The organism is Blastomonas aquatica, from assembly GCF_014639875.1.
Taxonomy (GTDB): domain Bacteria; phylum Pseudomonadota; class Alphaproteobacteria; order Sphingomonadales; family Sphingomonadaceae; genus Blastomonas; species Blastomonas aquatica.
Window position 1 is genome coordinate 404461 of record NZ_BMGD01000001.1, and the last position, 17808, is coordinate 422268.

Genomic DNA, 17808 nt, shown 5'->3' on the forward strand with positions numbered 1-17808 from the left:
GTTGCTATCACCCAATGTGATATCATGAAATTTTGCAAGAGCTTGCGGTTCAGTCGTCAGCGGAATGGCAGCCCCATCGACCAGCCGAACCGGGTGGATTCATGGCCCGGATAGTCGGTCAGGCCGATGGTCATCGTCTCATGCCCACCGCTGGGCCGCGCGCGATAGGTGCGAAAAATGCGGTCCCAGACCGACAGGCAGAAACCGAAATTGCTGTCATGTTCGATGCGGGCGGTGCTGTGATGGACCCGATGCATGTCCGGCGTCACGATCGCCAGCCGCAGCAGGCTGTCGAGCCACAACGGCAGCGCCAGATTGGCATGGTTGAACATCGGCAGCACCGCGAGCAGCAGCTCGAACACGATCAGCGCCCATAACGGCGCACCCAGCGCGAACGCGACCCCCAGCTTGAGCAGCATCGACAGCCCGATCTCGAGCGGGTGGAAGCGCAACGCGGTCGACATATCGAGATCGCGGTCGGCGTGGTGGACGCGGTGCAATCGCCAGAACCAAGGCAGTCGGTGGGTTGCCCAGTGCTGCGCCCATACCGCCAGATCGAGCAGCACGATCGCCAAAACGCCCTGCGCCCAACCGGGCAGACCCGTCTGAGGCAATAGCCCGAAATCGGGCGTGGCGGTATAGCCTGTGACCGCGCCGAACACGCCGATGAACACCAAGGCCTGCACCCCGCGTTCGACCGGCATGTTGATGGCCACGAACCCCAGATGCGTGCGCCATCGCGCAGCGAGCGGCAACCGGTGGCGACGGCGCGGCCACACCGCCTCGGCCAGCAGCAGCCCCAGCGCAACCCCGATCAGCACTCCGCTGATCAGCCATGGCTGGCTGCTGGCGATCATGACGCGTCGGCAACCTCGTCCTGCGCCGATTGCTCTGCCATCGTCGGATAATCGGTATAGCCCTCGCCGCCTTGGCCATACCAGCGCTTGGGATTGTCCGGGGTCAATGGTGCATCGGCGGCCAGGCGCGCGGGCAGATCGGGATTGGCGAGGAAGGTGCGGCCAAAGCTGATCGCATCGGCGCAGCCATCGGCCATCGCGGCAGCGGCATTCTCCAGCACATAGTCGCTGTTCAGCACCAGCGGACCTGCAAACACCTTGCGGATATGCGGGCTGACCGGCGGCACATCGCTGGCGCCGAAGGTGCCGTTGGCGGGCGGCTCGCGCAGTTCGAGGAACGCAATGCCGATGCTGTCGAGCAGCGCGGCAGCGGCGGTGAAGGTGTCTTCGGGGGTCGCATCATTGACCCCTTGCGTCTCGCCATTGGGCGACAGCCGCACCGAGACATGCTCGTGGCTCCACACATCGACCAGCGCCTGCGTGATTTCGCCCAGCAGGCGGATGCGGTTTGCGATTGCGCCGCCATAGTCGTCCTCGCGCAGATTGGACGAGGAGCGGATGAACTGGTCGATCAGATAGCCGTTGGCGGCGTGAATCTGGACGCCATCGAACCCGGCGCGGCGGGCGTTTTCGGTGGCCCGGACATAGTCGCCGATCACGCGGGGAATTTCGTCGACCGGCAGCGCGCGCGCGGTGTCATAGGGCTTGGTGCCCTCATAGGTGTGCGCGTGATAATCGAACCGGGTGGCCGATGCCGAGATCGGCGGCTTTCCGCCGATGAAATCGGAATGCACAAGGCGACCCATATGCCACAACTGGCAGATGATGCGTCCGCCGGCCTTGTGGACCTGCTCGGTGATCGGCTTCCAGGCTTCGACCTGCTCGTCATTCCAGATCCCCGGCGCGAACGGCGTTCCCAGACCTTCCGCGCTGATCCCGGTGGCTTCCGATATGATCAATCCGGCGCTGGCGCGCTGCGCGTAATATTCGCCCATCAGCGGGACCGGCACATGCGCCTTGGTCGCGCGGCAACGCGTCAAAGGTGCCATCAGGATGCGGTTGGGGCAAGCGATCGCGCCGAGCTGGATCGGATCGAACAGGCCGGGCATTTGGTCGGTTGGCATCGGCAAAAAACTCCGTTTGCTCCGTCCCGGTTTTGCCGAGACAGGATTTAAGGGATTGGCTAAAGGCCCGCGATGACAAAAGCAACCGAGCGCGGTGGCGGGTTTGCCCTGCTTGCGCTGATTTTGGCCAATATAGCGCTGGCGTTCGGTCCGCTGTTTGTGCGGATGGCCGATACCGGGCCCGTGTCCGCCGGATTCTGGCGGCTGACGCTGGCCTTGCCGGTGCTGGTACTGATCGCGATGCAACGGCGCGAGCCGCTGTCCGGCTATGGCCGGGGGATCTGGTGGATGCTGGCGCTGGGCGGCTTTGCCTTCGCGCTCGATCTTGCAAGCTGGAACTTCGGCATCGAGCGCACCAAGCTCGCCAACTCGACGCTGTTCGGCAACATGGGCAGCATCATCCTTGTGCTCTACGGTTTCGTAATCAGCCGCGCCTGGCCACACAAGGCAGAGCTCGGCGCAGTAATCCTGGCAATCGTCGGCGCCGGCCTGCTGATGGGCAGTTCGTACGAACTCGACGTGCGCAATCTGGTCGGCGACCTGTTCTGCCTCGCGGCAGGCGTGCTGTACGTCGTCTATCTGCTGAGCATCCGGCATGTCCGCAACGAGCTGGGCAGCTGGTCCGTGCTGGTTTGGTCGACCGTCTTCGGCATCGGCCCTCTACTGCTGATCGCGCTGCTGCTGGGCGAACCTGTGTGGCCGACCGACTGGACTGCGGTGCTGCTGCTTGCGGTGGTCTGCCAGCTCTTCGGCCAGGGGCTGATGGTCTATGCGGTCAGCCATTTTTCACCGGTGGTGCTGGGGATCGTGCTGCTCAGCCAGCCCGTCATCGCCGCGATCATCGGCTGGGTGGTGTTCAACGAGGTGCTTTCGCTGGCCGACTGGATCGGGATGATCGCGATCGGCGTGGCGCTGGTGCTGGTCCGTCTGCCCGAAGCACGCCGCGCGGCACGGCTTGCAGGTTCGCCCCAAGCTTCCTAATTGAGGAATCATCCACGGAGGAACCGCGCGCTTATGTACCGTCCGACAAAGCTTGATACCCTGCCCGATGATGCCACGCTGGACGAGGTGCGGGCTTTTCTGCCTCCGTTCATCGCCGAAGAAGCAGTGTTTGATGGTTGGACAGCCGCAGCGCGCGATGCTGCCGCAAGTGGCCAAGGCGTCGATGCCGGTTTGGCCCAGCTCGCCTTCGACCAGGGTCCGATGGACATGATCGAGGCGTGGATCACCCAGGTCGATGCCCAGATGATCGAGGCGTTCCCGGCCGAGCGCATCGCCGGTATGAAGATCCGCGAGCGCATCACCGCGCTGGTCGCGTTTCGTTTCGAAGCAGTGGCACATCAGCGCGAAGCCCTGCGCCGCGCGACCGCCATCATGGCGCTGCCCTCCAATCTGGGCCGCGCTGCAAAGCTGTCGTGGCGCACCGCCGACCTGATGTGGCGACTGGCGGGCGATACCGCGACCGATTACAACCATTATTCCAAGCGAATGATCCTGTCGGGAGTCTACGGATCGACACTGATGGCGTTTCTCGACGACGAAAGCACCGACTTTGCCGACACCCACGCATTTTTGGGGCGCCGGATCGACAATGTCATGCAGTTCGAGAAAGCCAAGGCCAAGTGGACCAATGGCGGTGAGAGCCTCAGCCTAACCCGCTTTCTGGGACGTCTGCGCTACCCGGCGCGCTAAGCCCGATCACCGCGGCGCGATCGTGCGCCAGGCTTCGGCGATTTCGGCGAGCATCTGGCGCGCGGAGATCAGCAGGTCGACCTTGTCGACGCTGATCGCGGCATTGATACGGCGGCTCGCCTCGCGATAGATCCGCGCCAGCGCGAGCGCCAGTTCGCCGCCCTTGTTGAAATCCAGGCTCTCTTCGAGCGCGATCACGATGGCGGAGGCGCGGGCGCGCGCTTGGATCATCGGCACGCCCTCGCCCCGCTGGGCGTGCCGCACCGACGCATCGAGGCGCAGCAGCAGCTCATCAAACAGGATCAACACGAGGTCATGCGGGCTGGCGCCTTCGACCCGGCTTACGGTGTCGACGGCCTTGTAGCTGCCCATGTTGCGCCGGGGGGAGATGAAGCTCATGACGGTCCCTTATCGTTTATGGTACTTAGCGGTTGTTGTTGCCGGACCAGACAGAAACCTGCTGCTCGATATAGCTCTGCGTTGACCGCAGGATCGTCAGCTGCCGGTCCATGTCGCCGAAGGTTTTTTCCAGCTGCTCGCGATAGCGGTCGCTGTCTTCCTGGACCTTTTCGAGTTGCTCGGCGAGACTGGCGGCGAGTTTCTTGAGCCGGTCCTGCGCACCCGTGAGCGAACTGCTGGGGGCCTTGAGGCTGGTCTTGACGTCCTCGAACGCCTTGGCGAGGCCAGGACTGCCCGGGGTCGGCGTAGCAGGTTCAAGCATTCTGGCGACACCTTCCGGATCGGCGGCGAGAGCCCGGTCGAACGCGGCGCTGTTCAATGTCAGCGTGCCGTCGCGACCGGTGCTGATCCCGATATCGGCAAGCGCCCTGTAGGCGCCACTGTCGGACAGCGGCGTGGTGGTCAGCGATGCCATCGCGCGCATCATGTCGCGCGCGGCACGTTCGCCTGCCAAAGGGCCACCACTGGCACCATCCAGCCCTGGCGCGGTCGCATCGTTGAGCGCAGTCCGCAGGCTGTTGTAAGCCTTGACGAATTCGTTGACGACATCCTTGACCGACGATGTCGGCTGATCGCCGCTGATCACCACGTTGGTTCCTGGAGACGCCGCCAGCAGATTGATGCGGACGCCGGGCACGGCGGTGTCGATCTGGTTCGAGCTGTTGGTGACCTGAATGCCGTTGACGTTGACGATGCTGTCAGTCGCAGCGGTGACCGAGGTCATCCCTGCGCCGCCTGCAGGCGGAAACGCAAAGGCATCGAGCGCCGCGCCACCGCCCGACCCGGTCACGGTGAAGGTGTTGGCAGACCCTTCCTTGCCGCGCAGCACCAGCCGCGATCCGCTGTTGTCGGTCACGATGCTGGCGGTGACGCCGCTGTCGGTGGCGTTGATCGCATCGCGCAAGCCGCCAAGGCTGTTGTTGGTTGCATCGACGACGACATTAAAGCTGCCTGTGGACGTCGCGATCGTCAGCGTGCCCTCACCCACCTGCGCGTTGGCGGCAAAAGACGCGGCGGAGACCATGCTCTGAGCCGATGCCAGCTGCGTCACCTGCACCGTTGCGGGTAGACCCTGCGGCTTCTGGCCAGGAATGAAGCTGGCGGCGACCAGATCGCCCCGGGTCGAGACCAGAGAGCCGGAAAACTGCCGTCCGTTGAGGATTTCTGTCAGCGCGGTGGAGAAGGTATCGAGCGCCGAGGTCGCCGAGGCGAGCGCAGAGATGCGTGCCTGGTTGAGGTTCTGCCGGTCGCGCACCGCGGCCTGCTTGGGTTCCAGCGACGCCGCCACCAGATCGTTGACCAGCGATGCGCTGTTTACGCCGGTGAAGCCGGTGATGAGATTTGATATTCCGCTATTGGTGACCATGACCGTGTCCTCTTGAAACTGTTAACGGCGCAGGTGCGCCCGCTTTAAGCCGTTTCTCGTTCATTTCTGCGGCTTCCCGTCCATGTCGAAGCGCATGTCGTCAGGGACCGCCAGATCGGGCTGGCCAAAGCCGACGTCCATCTTTTCGTTGATGCGGAACACGAAGGCGAGCAGCGTCGCCACCGCCATGTACAGCCGTTCGTCGATGATCGCGCCGGGCTTCGAGGTGAAATAGATCGCGCGGGTCAGTTCGGGATAGCGCAGGATGGTGACACCCTTTTCCATCGCCAGTTCGCGCATCACCTGCGCAATCGCGCCGCGTCCGCGCGCCAGCACCACGGGCGCGGCATCGTTCAGTCGGTCGTAACGCAGCGCGATCGCAAAATGGGTCGGGTTGACCAGCAGAACGGTCGCGTCTTCGACCGCCTTGCGGGTCGACCCGTTGAGCATCTCGTACTGCCGCCGCCGCACCGCCTGCTTGAGCTCAGGCGAGCCTTCGGTTTCCTTATGCTCGTCCTTGACTTCCTGCTTGGTCATCTTGAGCTTCTGGTTGCGCTGGAACCATTGCGCAGGAACATCGATCATCGCGATCAGCCCCAGGCACCCGGCCATCGCCATCATCGTGATCGCAAACAGCTCACCAAACGCACCGATCCCGGCGCGAACATCGCCATGGCCCAGTTCTGCCATCTGCGGCAGCATCGTCATGATCATCACGACCCCGACCGTGCCCATCAACCCGACCTTGGCGATCGATTTCACCAGTTCGATCAGCCCGTGCATCCCGAACATGCGCTTGAGACCGGCCATGGGATTGAGCTTGCTGGCCTTGGGCTGGAGCGCGCTCCAGCGAAAGCCGAGCGAACCGAGCGACGCAGGCGTCGCCACTGCGGCCAGCATCAAGAACACGAACAGCCCGCCGAACGGCAGAGCCAGCGGTGCCAGCAGGGTCATGGTCCGCTGCCCCATGTTGAAATCGGTGGCATCGTGGAGTTCAAACACCAGCCCGGCACGCAACATCGATGCGACCGCCGACACCATCACGTCACCAAACAGCACGAAGGCGAAGGTTCCGACGATCATGATCATCGCGGTGCCCAGTTCCTTGGACTGAAGCACATCGCCTTTTTCCGCCGAATCGCGCAGTCGCTTTTCGGTCGGTGCTTCGGTTTTTTCACCGCCACCTGGGGGCTGGTCCGCCATAAAGTCAGCCTCCCGCCATCACTTCGGATTGCTCGAGGCCAAGCTCCATCGCGCGCATCATGCCATCGGCGAGCACGGGCGCTGCCATCGCGAGCAGGATGATCCCTGCGAGCACCGCCACCGGAATGCCGACCGAAAACAGGTTGAGCTGCGGTGCAGAGCGAGCCAGCATGGCCATCACCAATTGCACGATGATCAGCGCAGCCCCGACCGGAAGCGCGATGATCAGCCCCATCGAAAACAGCGTGCCGCCAAATTCGACCAGGTTGAAGATCACGCGCGATGACACCAGCGCGTTGCCGGGCGGCAAGGCCTCGTAGCTTTGGACGATGATTGCGATCAGCATCAGGTGCCCATCCATCGCAAGCAGCAGCAACACCGCGATGATCGACAGGAAGCTGCCGATGACCGGGCTGGAGGCACCACTTTGCGGATCGCTCATCGATGCAAAGCCAAGCCCCATGGTGTTGCTGATGACTTCGCCTGCGACGAACGCGGCCGAATAGCCGATCTGCAGCGCAAAGCCGATCGCCGCGCCGCAGATGACTTCACCCAGAATGAAGACGAAGCCCGAATAGCTGATCAGCGTGCTATCGGGCAGGTTGATATCGACCGAATTGGCAGCGGCAATGCCGATCATCGCCGACAGAATGATCCGCACCTGCAACGGAATGCTGGTCGCGCCGAACACCGGTGCCACCATCAGCGCGGCCCCGGGCCGGATCATCGCCATGATCCAGATCCACAATTGCGCTTCGACAGAGGCAAAGCCCGGTGCGATCACAGCAGCAGATCCGGAATGCGGCTGAAGATCTCGACGGTGAAATCGGCGATCAGATACAGGATCGATCCGCCGAACAGCGCCAGGATGATGCCGAGCACGATCAGCTTGGGCACGAAGCTCAAGGTCGCCTCGTTGATCGAGGTCGCCGCCTGGACCATGCCCAGCAGCACGCCGACCAGCAGCGCGGGGATCAGCAGCGGCGCAGAGGCAAGCGCGGTGATCCACAAGGTCTGCTGCGCAAGGCCGATGAAATAGTCGGTCTGTTCCATGTCAGTTTCCGATGGCTATCAAGATCCGTTTGTCCCGAGTGTGTCGAGGGACGTCGGTCAAACGGTGGCGCATGCGTCCCTCGACTTCGCTCGGGACAAACGGGAGGGCGGTGCTGGTGTCCATGGTCATCACGGTCACGTCACGAACGATGCGGCGAGCGAGCCCATGGTCAGCGCCCAGCCATCGACCAGCACGAACAAGAGCAGCTTGAACGGCATCGAGATGATCGTCGGCGACAACATCATCATGCCCAGCGCCATCAGCGTCGAGGCGACGACAAGGTCGATCACCAGGAACGGCAGGAAGATCATGAAGCCGATCTGGAACGCGGTCTTCAATTCGCTGGTGACGAACGCGGGCAGCAGGATCGAGAACGGAATGTCCTGCGGCCGGGCGAAGGCCTTTTCCTTGGCGAGGTCCATGAACAATTTAAGGTCGGTCTGACGCGTCTGCTTGATCATGAACTTGTGGAATTCGCGCCCTGAAATCTCGATCGCGGTTTCCAGTTCGATGGTATCGGCGGCATAGGGCGCGACTGCGCGCGAATTGATCTCGGTAAAGGTCGGCGCCATCACGAACATCGAGAGGAACAGCGACAGGCCGATCAGCACCTGGTTGGGCGGGGTCTGCTGCAGCCCCAAAGCCTGGCGCAGGATCGAGAGCACGATGATGATCCGCGTGAAGCTGGTCATCATCAGCAGCATCGAGGGCAAGATGGTGAGCAGACCCATCAGGACCAGGATCTGCAGGGAGAGCGTCAGCGGCTTGCCATCGCCCGCGACATCATCGAGCGCACGACCCAAAGCCTCGGACGCGCCTGGTGCTGCGACCGGGCCTGTGGCCTGGGCGAAGGCGGGGTTGGTAAGGAAGAGGGCGAGGATCGTGATCGCGATAGCGATCAGCGCAAACCCTCCCGTTTTCCGGCGAAAGCCGGAATCCAGGGGCGAGATCGTGTTGTAGCCGCTCCTGGATTCCGGCTTTCGCCGGAAAACGGAAAAGCGAGTTGTGGAAGATAAGAGCACACTCATGCTCCGCGTCCCTTGAACGCGGCGAGCAGATCGCGCTCTGATCCGGCCAGCGTCGCCGGGGGAGGTGATACGCTGGCCGGACCGTGTTCGGCATCGGCGCGAGCGATCGTATCGATCCGCGCGCGCGTCACCGAAACCAGAATTCTTTGTCCTGCGAACTCGACCACGGCGAGCTTGCCCGAGACACCCATGGTGACCGTTTCAACGATCTTGAGGTGGCGCTGCTGGTTGCCCATGTCGAGACGGGCCATCATGCCGGGCTGGTACTTCTTGTACAGCCACAGGCTGCCATAGATCATGCCTGCCATGATCGGCAGCATGATGACGAGTTTGATGATGTAATAGGTCATGCAGGTCCGCTTCTTGTCCTCCGCCGCGCCGCCGGGTTTGCGGCGTTCTGACGGGGACAATGCAGACCCTGTCAGACGCGCCGTTCGACCCGTGCCTGGCCGACGTTCTTTGTCACCACCTCGGCCACCCGGATCCCGAACCGGCCGTCGACAGTGACAACTTCCCCTCTTGCAACCAGCGTGCCATTTACGTTGATGTCGAGCAGCTCGTTGGCCTGGCGGTCGAGTTCGACCACCGAACCTTCAGCAAGCTCCATGATTTCGGCCAGGCGCAGCGAGACGCTGCCGACCTCCACCGACAGACGCACGGGAATGTCGGCAAGAAAGCGGTAATGATTTGCCGCCTCATGCAATCCGTTGCCGCCCAGGTCCATCGGGCTGGCAGGGACACCCAGCATCGGGGCTTCGCTCATGTCGCTCATGGATCGTTATCCTTTTTCTATGGTTTCGATGCGGAACGCGGCCAGGCCGTTCTGTTCACCCAGGCTGCCGCGTGCGAACACGCGGTCACCGATGATCAGCGGCAGGTTGCGCGCCGGAGGAATGGGAATGATGTCGCCGGGCTTCAGGTCGGCCAGCTGGGGCAATGTCAGCACCGGACGGGCCAGCACCGATCGCGCGGGAAGGCTGACATCGGCCAGCACCGTGGCCATCTGGTCGCGCCAGGCCGGATCGGGTCCGCGCTCTTCTGCAAAGGCGGCAGGCGTCAGGCACTGGTCGGCACCCTGCAGGCCCTCGAGCGGGTAGACGATCTCGATCTCGTAGCGGCTGTTGCCGGGAAGAGTCAGGCGGAAACGCTGCAGGACCATGCGCGCCGTCGGTGCGGCGATCCGCGCACCATCGATGCTGCTGGCATGCCCCACAGCATGACAGGCAAAGCTGCCGACCTCGTTCCAGGCGCTGCCGATCCGCTCGCCGATCACCTTGGCCATGCGACCAATCAGGCGGATGTCAGTCTGGGTGAATTCCTTCTTGGTCACCGTGCTTTCGCGCGGCGCACCACCGAAGAACGCATCGAGCATCGCCGAAATCATCGCCGGCTCCATCCGCAGCAGCACCCGGCCCTTCATCGGGCTCAGCTGAAACTGGCTGATGCTGACCAATTCGGGCTGCTTGTCGCACCACATATCGAACTGGGTGAATTCCGGATCGGGCGCATCGACGCGCAGCTTGACCCCGGCGATCGGCTCGAGCGCATTGCGCAGACCGACGCACAGCACCCGGGCGACGCGGCGCAGGACCGGAACGACGGTCTTCTGGTCGGCGTCCGCACGCGTAAAGCTATGCTCGGCCGGACGGCGCTCGCCCGCTGGGGCAGCGGTGTCGTCTGGCTTTTCGGCAGCCTGCGATGCGGTGGATTTAGCCTTGCTCATGGTCTGGTTTCGCCCTGTCTCACGCTCACTCGCGTCACTGAACCACGATGCTGGTGAAATAGACGTCCTCGACCCCGCCAAAGCCGGTCTTTGCGGTCAGGGTTTCGTTGATGACCTTCTTGATCTGGTCCTTGAGCTGTTCCTTGCCCTCGAGCGATTCGAGTTGCATCGCATCGAACTCGCTGATCGTCATCAGCACGGCAGAGCGAACGGCGATGTTGTGATCGGTCAGCGCCACGGTGATCTTGTCATCGAAATAGGTCGAGACTGCGAGCGACATTTGGGCAAAGCCGGTGTCGCCGCGCAGGTTGGCGGTGAACGGTTCCTCGATCGGGAAGTAGGTGACCTTGAACTTGGCGTCGAGCTCGGTGCCCGATCCCGGGTTCTTGAGGCCCGCTGCCTTTGCTGACACGGTGCTGCCGTCCTTCAGCACCACCTTGGGTGCGTTGGGGTCTTCATGTTCCCCGCCGCCGATCATGCCGGCAGCGAAGAACCCGGCAGCCGCGCCGCCACCGCCCAGAACTGCAACGAGCAGAACGGGAATAAGCAGCTTCTTGACCAAGCCACCCTTCTTTTTCGGTTCCTTTTCGGTTTCAGCCATCTGTCGATCCTTAAGCGAATGTCATGTGTTCAAGAGGTTAGGCGTAGCGCACATTGTCGCTTAGGCGACGCAGGACGGTTTTGGATTCTTCGGTCATATCGGTCGCGGCCTGGCGCTGGTTGCCATCACGGGTTAGTCCCGCGTCGGAGCCGGACTGGCCGCGCTGTTGCGCCGAACCGCCGCCCATACCTGTGGACGTGCCCGCAGATTGCTGGCGCAGTTCGACGGTGACATCGGTGTTGCGATTGCCATTGTTGCGCAGGTCCTGCTCGAGCCGAATTTGCGACTGGACCAGCGTATCGCGTACCGCGTCATGCTCGGTGACGATGCGGACCTGGTCACGAATGGGACCGGCCAGCATCTCGATATCGATCCGGCCGAGGTGCTCGGGGCTCATCTGCATCCGGACCATCTGTCCGCCGCCTGCGACACGCGCGATCTGGGTCTCGATGTTGCCGACGAAGCTGGAGTCAAAGGCGAGTGTTTCCAGCTGCGCTCCAGGTGCGCTGCCGGTCGTGACCGGTGCGGTCAGGCCCTGCGCGGTATTGCCTGCGCCAGCAGAGCCGACGGCATTCAAGGCCGCTGCCCAGGATGGCGGAACGGCATCAACAGGCTTGGGTGCGATCGTTTCAAGAACCGGCGTCGGTGGTGCCGATTCAGCTACAGGATCGGCCAGATCGAGCAGTGCACCGAGCGCCTGTGCGGGACGAGCGGTTTGCGAAGCGGACTGAACGGCACGCTGAACCGGAAGTGGCACCGGGCCGGACTGGACGGCTTCGGCAGTTGCGACCGGGTCGGTCGCTTCGGCCGTCACGGCAATTGCGGCAGTCTGTGATTCAAGCGCTGCGCCGGCGTGAGGCTGAGAGGCACTGATCGCGGTCCGCGCGGTACCGTTCTCCGGCGCCATCGCTTCGGGGTGGGTGGGCACCGGGAGCATCGGATCGATGATCGGCGCAGCAATCGGTACGGCGTCGTCCGCAGTATCGACGGGCTCGTCCCGCTTTTCGGCAGGATGCGGACGCGCAGCGGGCGCGGTAGCAGCCAGTTCGTCGGCATCGACAGCTTCGGGCATCCCCTGCGGCGCGATCTGGCCAAGCTCGGCAGTGCCCGAGATAGGCGCAGCAGGTTGAGGCTTCGTGCCATTCAACACCGCCTCGATGATCTGGCTGGGGCTGGCATCGGCAGGCAAGGTCGGAATATCGGTGGTTGCGGCGATCGGCTCCACAGCAGGCTGCGCGCCGGGCACCTGAGCCAGTGTTTGCGCAAAGCTGCCAACCGCAGTGCCCGATACAGCAGTGCCCGCCGCCGCAGCATCGCTCGCAGCGGTCTCCGCTCCGGTTATCCGCGCCAGCTGGCTGGCAAAATGGTTGGTATCAGGCGACATGCCCGACTTCACAGCAGGAAGCGTGCCAACTGAAAGCGATAGCATAGAAGACCCCGACCGGGTCGCAATCCTGTCCTGGTTCATTCCTCGGCTTCCTTCTTGATTCTGCGCCGGATCGGCAGCCGCGCGGCCTTGCGGTCGGCGGTATCGTCGGCATGGGCAATTGCCCGGTCGAGCAGTCTGGATGTGGTTTCGCGGTCGATATAGGCGGCAGTGCGTTGCCGCTCGACCTGGGCAAGATGCTGCCGCGCGCGCACCAGCGCGGCGTTGATCTCGCCATCGGCCCGCATCAGCCGCTGCGCCAGCTCGAGCTGGGCGTGCAGCGCGGCGCCGGTGTTGCAGTGCGCCGCCTCGAATGCGCCATCGCGCAGCTTCTTGAGCCGGTCGGAATTGTTCATTAGCGTCGCTTCATTGCGCATCGCAGTGGCGGCAACGCCGATCGCAAGCTTCACCTGCGCATCGCGCACCGCATGGACCCGCCGCCAGGATTTGGGCTTCAGGCTCATGCGCCAAAGCCGTCCATCAGTTCAGCGACGCTGGCATCGAGATCGATCCGGTCGTGCGGGGCCTGGCGGATGAAGGCCAGCAGATCGGGCCGTCGTGCGACGGCTTCGTCGATATTGGCGTCAGACCCTTCGCGATAGGCGCCCATCAGCAGCAGATCGCGATTTTCCTCGTACGCCGACCAGATCCGGCGGAAATTGGCCATTGCGCGACGGTGCTCGTCGGAGATGATGTCGGTGGCAACGCGGCTCAACGACTTGCCGATATCGATCGCGGGGAAGATGCCCTGCTCGGCCATCGAGCGTGACAGGATGATGTGCCCGTCGACGATGGCGCGCGCGCCATCGACCACCGGATCGTCGAGGTCATCGCCATCGGCCAGCACCGTGTACAGTGCGGTGATCGACCCGCCGCTTTCGCGGTCATTGCCCGCGCGCTCGACCAGCTTGGGGATCAACGCCAATGCAGACGGCGGATAGCCCTTCATCGTCGGCGGCTCGCCCAGCGCCAGCCCGATTTCGCGCTGTGCGTGCGCGATGCGGGTGAGGCTGTCGATGATCAGCAGCACCTTCTTGCCTTGCTTGCGGAAATATTCGGCGATCGCGGTGGCACGATACGCCGCGCGCAGACGCAGAATCGGGCTATGATCAGCGGGCACCGCGACGGTCACGGTGCGCGACTTCATCGGGCCGGACATCTTGGTCTCGACAAAATCGCTGACCTCGCGACCACGCTCGCCGATCAGCCCGACGACGATCACGTCTGCTTCGGCAAAGCCGATTATCTGGCCGATCAGCACCGATTTGCCGACGCCCGAGCCTGCTGCCACCGCGATCCGCTGGCCATGGCCTGCTGTGAGCAATGCGTTGATCGCGCGCACACCCAGATCGATCGTCTTGGTGACGCGGCCACGGTTGAGCACGTTCTCGCGCTTGCCCGCCAGCGGCCAGCGATCATGCGCAATCACCGGGCCAAGACCGTCGAGTGGCTCGCCCATCGGCCCGATGACCCGGCCCAGCAGCGCCTCGCCGACAACGGCCATGTTCGATTGGGCATCGGGTTCGACCCGTGCCCCGCTGCGCAGCGCGGCATCGCTTTCGAGCGGCACCATCATCGCGCGCGATCCGCGAAACCCTGCGATCTCGGCACGGATGCGGCGGCCATCGGCGGCACGAACCGATCCGCCATAGCCGATCGGATAATCAAAACCGGTGACCTCGAGCATTCCGCCTTCATGCGCGACCAGACGGCCGACGCGGCGTGGCCCTGCCCCCAGAGCGGCGACCTTGTCGGTAAACTGACGAACGGCGTCTTCCTGTGCGGCGATCATTGGTCCCCCTCCAGATCATCGATCAGTCCCTGCAGCGCGTCGAGCATCGGCTGTGTTCCTTGCTCAATCCACCCATCAGCATGGTTAAGCGAAACCGTGCCGCGCCGGATCGACGGGTCGGGGGTGAGCACCAGCCCGCATTCGGTATCGCCCAGCAGCTTGCGGTCATCGGGATGCACGTGCAGCGCGCTACCGCGCATGTCGCGGGTGACCAGGGTCGCCAGCGACTGGCAGTGCTTTTCGAGCACCGCCGCATCGGGCTCGGCAAAGCCGCTCGAGCGTTCGAGCATCTGCTTCATCGCATGCAGCAGCATGGCGCACAGACCCTGCGAAAGCTGCGGCCGCAGAGCGTTAATCGCCAAGGCCAGAGCCTGCGTCGCGGCATCGCTCGATTGCAGCTGTGCCTCTGCCTGCGCGATGCCATCGGCAACGCCCTGATCATAGGCTTGCACCAGCAGTTCCTCGGGCGATGGGCCTTCGTCGATGATGGGCTCGTCATCGAAATCGTCCTCTTCGTCGAAATCCATCACCGGAGCCTGCGCCTCGGCGCTGGCAAAGCCCGTCATCGCAGTGAACATCGCCGAGGGGCGAAACACAGAAGGGGGTGCCTGCATGTCCCAGACCGGCAGAAACGCCGCATCGCCATCGGGACCGATTGTTATCGGACGATCAGACATATTCGTCGCCACCTCCGCCGATCACGATTTCGCCCGCATCGGCCATCCGCTTGGCAGCCTGGACGATCGCCTTCTGCGCCTCGAGCACCTCGGACAGCGGCATCGGGCCACGATCGGCAATGTCGTCGGCGATCGACTGCGCGGCGCGGCTCGACATGCAGCCGAACATCTTGTCGCGCAGTTTGTCGTCGGCACCCTTGAGCGCAGGGACCAGGATTTCGGCATCGATCGACCGTACCAGCGCGCCCAGATCCTTGGGATCGAGACGCAGGAGATCGGCAAAGACGAACATTTCGTCCTCGATCTTGCGGGCGATGTCCTTGTCGCGCTTGGTCACCGCGCGGATGATGCGCGCGCTTTCGCGTTTGTTGATGATGTTCATGATCGCCGCAGCATCGGAGGTACCGCCCGATGAGCTCGATCCACCGCTGCGCTGGCTGGCGCCCTGGCTGGCGAGCAGGGCGTCGATCGTTTCGAGCGCCTCGGCGCTGACCGGGCCCAGCGTGGCAAGCCGGAAAACCACGTCTTCCTGCACTTCGGCCGGAAGCAGCTGCAGCACGTTGGCGGCGACCTCAGGCTTCAGATAAGACAGCACGACTGCGGCAATTTGAGGATGTTCGTGCTCGACCAGTAACGCGATTTCCACCGCGTCCATCCATTTCAGCGCCTCGAGCCCGTTGCCGGTCTTCTTGGGCGCGACCCGGGTGAGCATGGTCTCGGCGCGGCGGTCACCCAGCGCGCGCTTTAGCATGCCCTCGATCTGCTCGTCGGCCTTGTAGCCCAAAGTGGTGCGGTTGCGCGCCTTGTCGATGAACAGATCGAGCACCTCGTTGATCTCCTCGGCACCGACATCGGCGACCGAATACATGATCTCGCTGAGCTGACGGACTTCCTCGGGCTCAAGCCGGGTGAGGATTTCGGCAGCCTGTTCTTCGGCAAACAGCAGCATCAGGATGGCGGCGGCGTGATCACCCGGGATCGGGCGACGGCCTGCCGGCGCGATGCCGTCTGCGACCAAATCGTCAAGTGGATCAGGCATCGACCGGCTCCTTGGCGGCATCGGCACTGCCCTTCAGCAGATCACGGACCACCAAGGTGGCGTGATCGGGGTTCTGCCGCACGAAGTTCTGGATCAGCAGCGCACGCTCCTGATAGCTCGACGCTGCGTTGATCATGTCGAGCGTGACCGGCTCGTTATCCGAGGCGGTGCGGCCGATTGCGCGCGGATCGGATCCGTCACGGGCCAGCGCCTGGGCGAGCAGCGCTCCTGGGCCTTCATCCGCTGCTGTCAGTGCCGCAGTTTCCTTGTCGTCGGCCTTCTGCTTGGTGTAGCGCTTGAGGAGCGGACGACCGATGCCGAAGATCAGGGCGAGCGCGACGAGCAGCGCCGAGACGTTGCGCACCAGCATGTTGAACCAGCTGGTTTCGTAGAAAGGTACTTCCAGCTCGGTCACCGGTTCGAAGTTGCGCGACGAGATCGCAACCTGGTCACCACGCGCGACATCGAAGCCGATCGCGCCCTTGACCAGAGCCTCGATTGCGGCGATTTCGGCTGCGCTGCGCTCCTTGCCGCCGGCCAGGTTCTTGACCGCGACGGCGACCGAGATGCGCGTGACCTTGCCCGAAGGCTCGCGGGTCACGGCGACCTCGCGGCCGAGTTCGAAGTTGCGGTTGACCTGTTCGTTGCGGGTGGTGGTCTGGCCGGGGGCAGCGCCTTCAGCTCCTGCCAGCTCCGCACCGGGTTCGATCGCCATATTGGGGTCGGCTGGCGGCTGATTGGCCAGCGCGCCGGGGACACCGCCTGCAGGAGCAGGCTGGGCCTCGGTCGAGGTGACGGTCTGTTCGCTGCGCACCCGCGCCTCGTCAGCGGGGAACGATTCGGTCGTCGCCTGCCGCTCGGCAAAATTCACTTCGGTCGAAACTTCGGCGACAAAATTGCCCGCACCCAGCATCGGGGTCAGCAAGGCGGTCAGCTGGCGGCGATAGCGTTCCTCGATGGTTTCCTTGACCTCGATCTGGCGCTCGGCCTCGTCCATGCTGCTGCTCTTCGAATTGCTCGAAAGCAGACGACCATTCTGATCGACCAGCGACACGTTTTCGGCCGAAAGCCCGGGGACCGAGCTTGCCACAAGGTGGACGATTGCCTGCACCTGCGATTCGGGCAGACGACCCGCATCGGCAAGCTGCAGCACCACCGATGCGGCGGGCTCATTGCGATCGCGGATGAAGATGCTTGGCGGCTCGACGGCCAGATGGACCCGTGCCGAAACGACCGAGTCCATCGCCTCGATGCTGCGCGCAAGGTCAAGCTCGCGTGCGGCGCGGAGCTTTTCGTTCTCCACTGCGCGGCTGGCGCCCATCGGCATCGAAGAGATCAGCTCGTCGCCGCTCGGTGCGCTCTTGGGCAGGCCCTGGGCGGCCAGCGCAATCTTTGCCTGATGGTAATCATCTTCGGACACCATGATCGTGCCCGAGCGTTCCTCGAAGCTGTAGGGAATGGTCGATCCATCGAGCGCCGAAATCACCGCAGCCTTGTCGCTGTCGGGAAGCCCGCGAAACAGATCGCGCTGGGGTGGTTCGCGCAAGGCTGCCCATGCCATGATCGCCAGCATGACGACCCCCATGAAGCCGAGCAGTGGCATCGCCTTGGCGACCGCGGGTTGGGCCACGAAGTTGCGGACCTGCTCCGGGATGGCGGTGCCACCCAGCACGCGCCCCGCAGCGCCTGATCCACCCATGATTATGGGCGAAGGGGCGAGGGCTGCGCCGTCTGATGAGTTGGGGGTGATGGTAATCTCTGACATGG

Annotated in this window: 20 protein-coding genes; 2 read left to right on the forward strand and 18 right to left on the reverse strand. The window is 63.6% G+C overall.

The window, feature by feature from the left end; translation table 11 throughout:
• Nucleotides 1–56 precede the first annotated feature (56 nt).
• Nucleotides 57–857 carry a sterol desaturase family protein gene (locus IEW00_RS01845; protein WP_188512653.1) on the reverse strand — a complete coding sequence of 267 codons (801 nt, stop codon included), beginning with the start codon at nt 855–857 and terminating at the stop codon, nt 57–59.
• A complete protein-coding gene (locus tag IEW00_RS01850; RefSeq protein WP_188513058.1) occupies nt 854–1966 on the reverse strand; it encodes an alkene reductase in 1113 nt (370 codons plus the stop codon). Before IEW00_RS01850 ends, IEW00_RS01845 begins: the two co-directional genes overlap by 4 nt.
• Before the next feature lie 87 nt (nt 1967–2053).
• Here IEW00_RS01850 and IEW00_RS01855 point away from each other — a divergent pair, with 87 nt between their 5' ends.
• A complete protein-coding gene (locus IEW00_RS01855; RefSeq protein WP_188512654.1) occupies nt 2054–2962 on the forward strand; it encodes a DMT family transporter in 909 nt (302 codons plus the stop codon).
• Between the two features lie 33 nt (nt 2963–2995).
• Nucleotides 2996–3673 (forward strand): COQ9 family protein, encoded by a 678-nt coding sequence (locus IEW00_RS01860; RefSeq protein WP_188512655.1) that lies wholly within the window; start codon nt 2996–2998, stop codon nt 3671–3673.
• A 6-nt stretch (nt 3674–3679) separates the two neighbouring features.
• On the opposite strand, the gene IEW00_RS01865 is transcribed toward IEW00_RS01860, so the two are convergent.
• From IEW00_RS01865 to fliF, 16 genes are all read right to left on the reverse strand, one after another.
• Entirely contained in the window at nt 3680–4072 is a 393-nt protein-coding gene (locus tag IEW00_RS01865; RefSeq protein WP_188512656.1) for a flagellar export chaperone FliS, read from the reverse strand.
• Between the two features lie 25 nt (nt 4073–4097).
• Entirely contained in the window at nt 4098–5498 is a 1401-nt protein-coding gene (gene fliD, locus IEW00_RS01870) for a flagellar filament capping protein FliD (RefSeq protein WP_188512657.1), read from the reverse strand.
• Nucleotides 5499–5558: 60 nt separating this feature from the next.
• Nucleotides 5559–6701: an EscU/YscU/HrcU family type III secretion system export apparatus switch protein gene (locus IEW00_RS01875; protein WP_188512658.1), complete on the reverse strand. Its 1143-nt coding sequence runs from the start codon at nt 6699–6701 to the stop codon at nt 5559–5561.
• Nucleotides 6702–6705: 4 nt separating this feature from the next.
• On the reverse strand, nt 6706–7485 hold the full coding sequence (gene fliR / locus IEW00_RS01880; RefSeq protein ID WP_188512659.1) for a flagellar biosynthetic protein FliR: 780 nt from the start codon (nt 7483–7485) through the stop codon (nt 6706–6708).
• The gene (locus tag IEW00_RS01885; protein ID WP_188512660.1) at nt 7482–7754 is read right to left on the reverse strand and encodes a flagellar biosynthetic protein FliQ; all 273 of its coding nucleotides are present in this window, start codon (nt 7752–7754) and stop codon (nt 7482–7484) included. Before IEW00_RS01885 ends, fliR begins: the two co-directional genes overlap by 4 nt.
• Before the next feature lie 135 nt (nt 7755–7889).
• Nucleotides 7890–8783, reverse strand: a complete 894-nt coding sequence (fliP, locus tag IEW00_RS01890) for a flagellar type III secretion system pore protein FliP (protein WP_229736752.1) — start codon at nt 8781–8783, stop codon at nt 7890–7892.
• Nucleotides 8780–9193 (reverse strand): FliO/MopB family protein, encoded by a 414-nt coding sequence (locus IEW00_RS01895; protein WP_308419303.1) that lies wholly within the window; start codon nt 9191–9193, stop codon nt 8780–8782. The genes fliP and IEW00_RS01895 overlap by 4 nt, the downstream gene beginning before the upstream one ends.
• Nucleotides 9194–9204: 11 nt before the next feature.
• Nucleotides 9205–9555: a flagellar motor switch protein FliN gene (gene fliN, locus IEW00_RS01900; RefSeq protein WP_188512661.1), complete on the reverse strand. Its 351-nt coding sequence runs from the start codon at nt 9553–9555 to the stop codon at nt 9205–9207.
• A gap of 6 nt (nt 9556–9561) precedes the next feature.
• A complete protein-coding gene (locus IEW00_RS01905; protein WP_188512662.1) occupies nt 9562–10506 on the reverse strand; it encodes a flagellar motor switch protein FliM in 945 nt (314 codons plus the stop codon).
• A gap of 34 nt (nt 10507–10540) precedes the next feature.
• On the reverse strand, nt 10541–11107 hold the full coding sequence (locus IEW00_RS01910; RefSeq protein ID WP_188512663.1) for a flagellar basal body-associated FliL family protein: 567 nt from the start codon (nt 11105–11107) through the stop codon (nt 10541–10543).
• A 37-nt stretch (nt 11108–11144) separates the two neighbouring features.
• Nucleotides 11145–12575 (reverse strand): flagellar hook-length control protein FliK, encoded by a 1431-nt coding sequence (locus IEW00_RS01915; RefSeq protein ID WP_188512664.1) that lies wholly within the window; start codon nt 12573–12575, stop codon nt 11145–11147.
• The gene (locus tag IEW00_RS01920; protein ID WP_188512665.1) at nt 12572–12997 is read right to left on the reverse strand and encodes a hypothetical protein; all 426 of its coding nucleotides are present in this window, start codon (nt 12995–12997) and stop codon (nt 12572–12574) included. Before IEW00_RS01920 ends, IEW00_RS01915 begins: the two co-directional genes overlap by 4 nt.
• Nucleotides 12994–14325: a FliI/YscN family ATPase gene (locus tag IEW00_RS01925; protein WP_188512666.1), complete on the reverse strand. Its 1332-nt coding sequence runs from the start codon at nt 14323–14325 to the stop codon at nt 12994–12996. Before IEW00_RS01925 ends, IEW00_RS01920 begins: the two co-directional genes overlap by 4 nt.
• Entirely contained in the window at nt 14322–15002 is a 681-nt protein-coding gene (locus tag IEW00_RS01930) for a FliH/SctL family protein (protein ID WP_188512667.1), read from the reverse strand. The genes IEW00_RS01925 and IEW00_RS01930 overlap by 4 nt, the downstream gene beginning before the upstream one ends.
• Nucleotides 14995–16041 carry a flagellar motor switch protein FliG gene (gene fliG, locus IEW00_RS01935; protein ID WP_188512668.1) on the reverse strand — a complete coding sequence of 349 codons (1047 nt, stop codon included), beginning with the start codon at nt 16039–16041 and terminating at the stop codon, nt 14995–14997. The genes IEW00_RS01930 and fliG overlap by 8 nt, the downstream gene beginning before the upstream one ends.
• The gene (fliF, locus tag IEW00_RS01940; RefSeq protein ID WP_188512669.1) at nt 16034–17806 is read right to left on the reverse strand and encodes a flagellar basal-body MS-ring/collar protein FliF; all 1773 of its coding nucleotides are present in this window, start codon (nt 17804–17806) and stop codon (nt 16034–16036) included. Before fliF ends, fliG begins: the two co-directional genes overlap by 8 nt.
• Between the last annotated feature and the right edge of the window lie 2 nt (nt 17807–17808).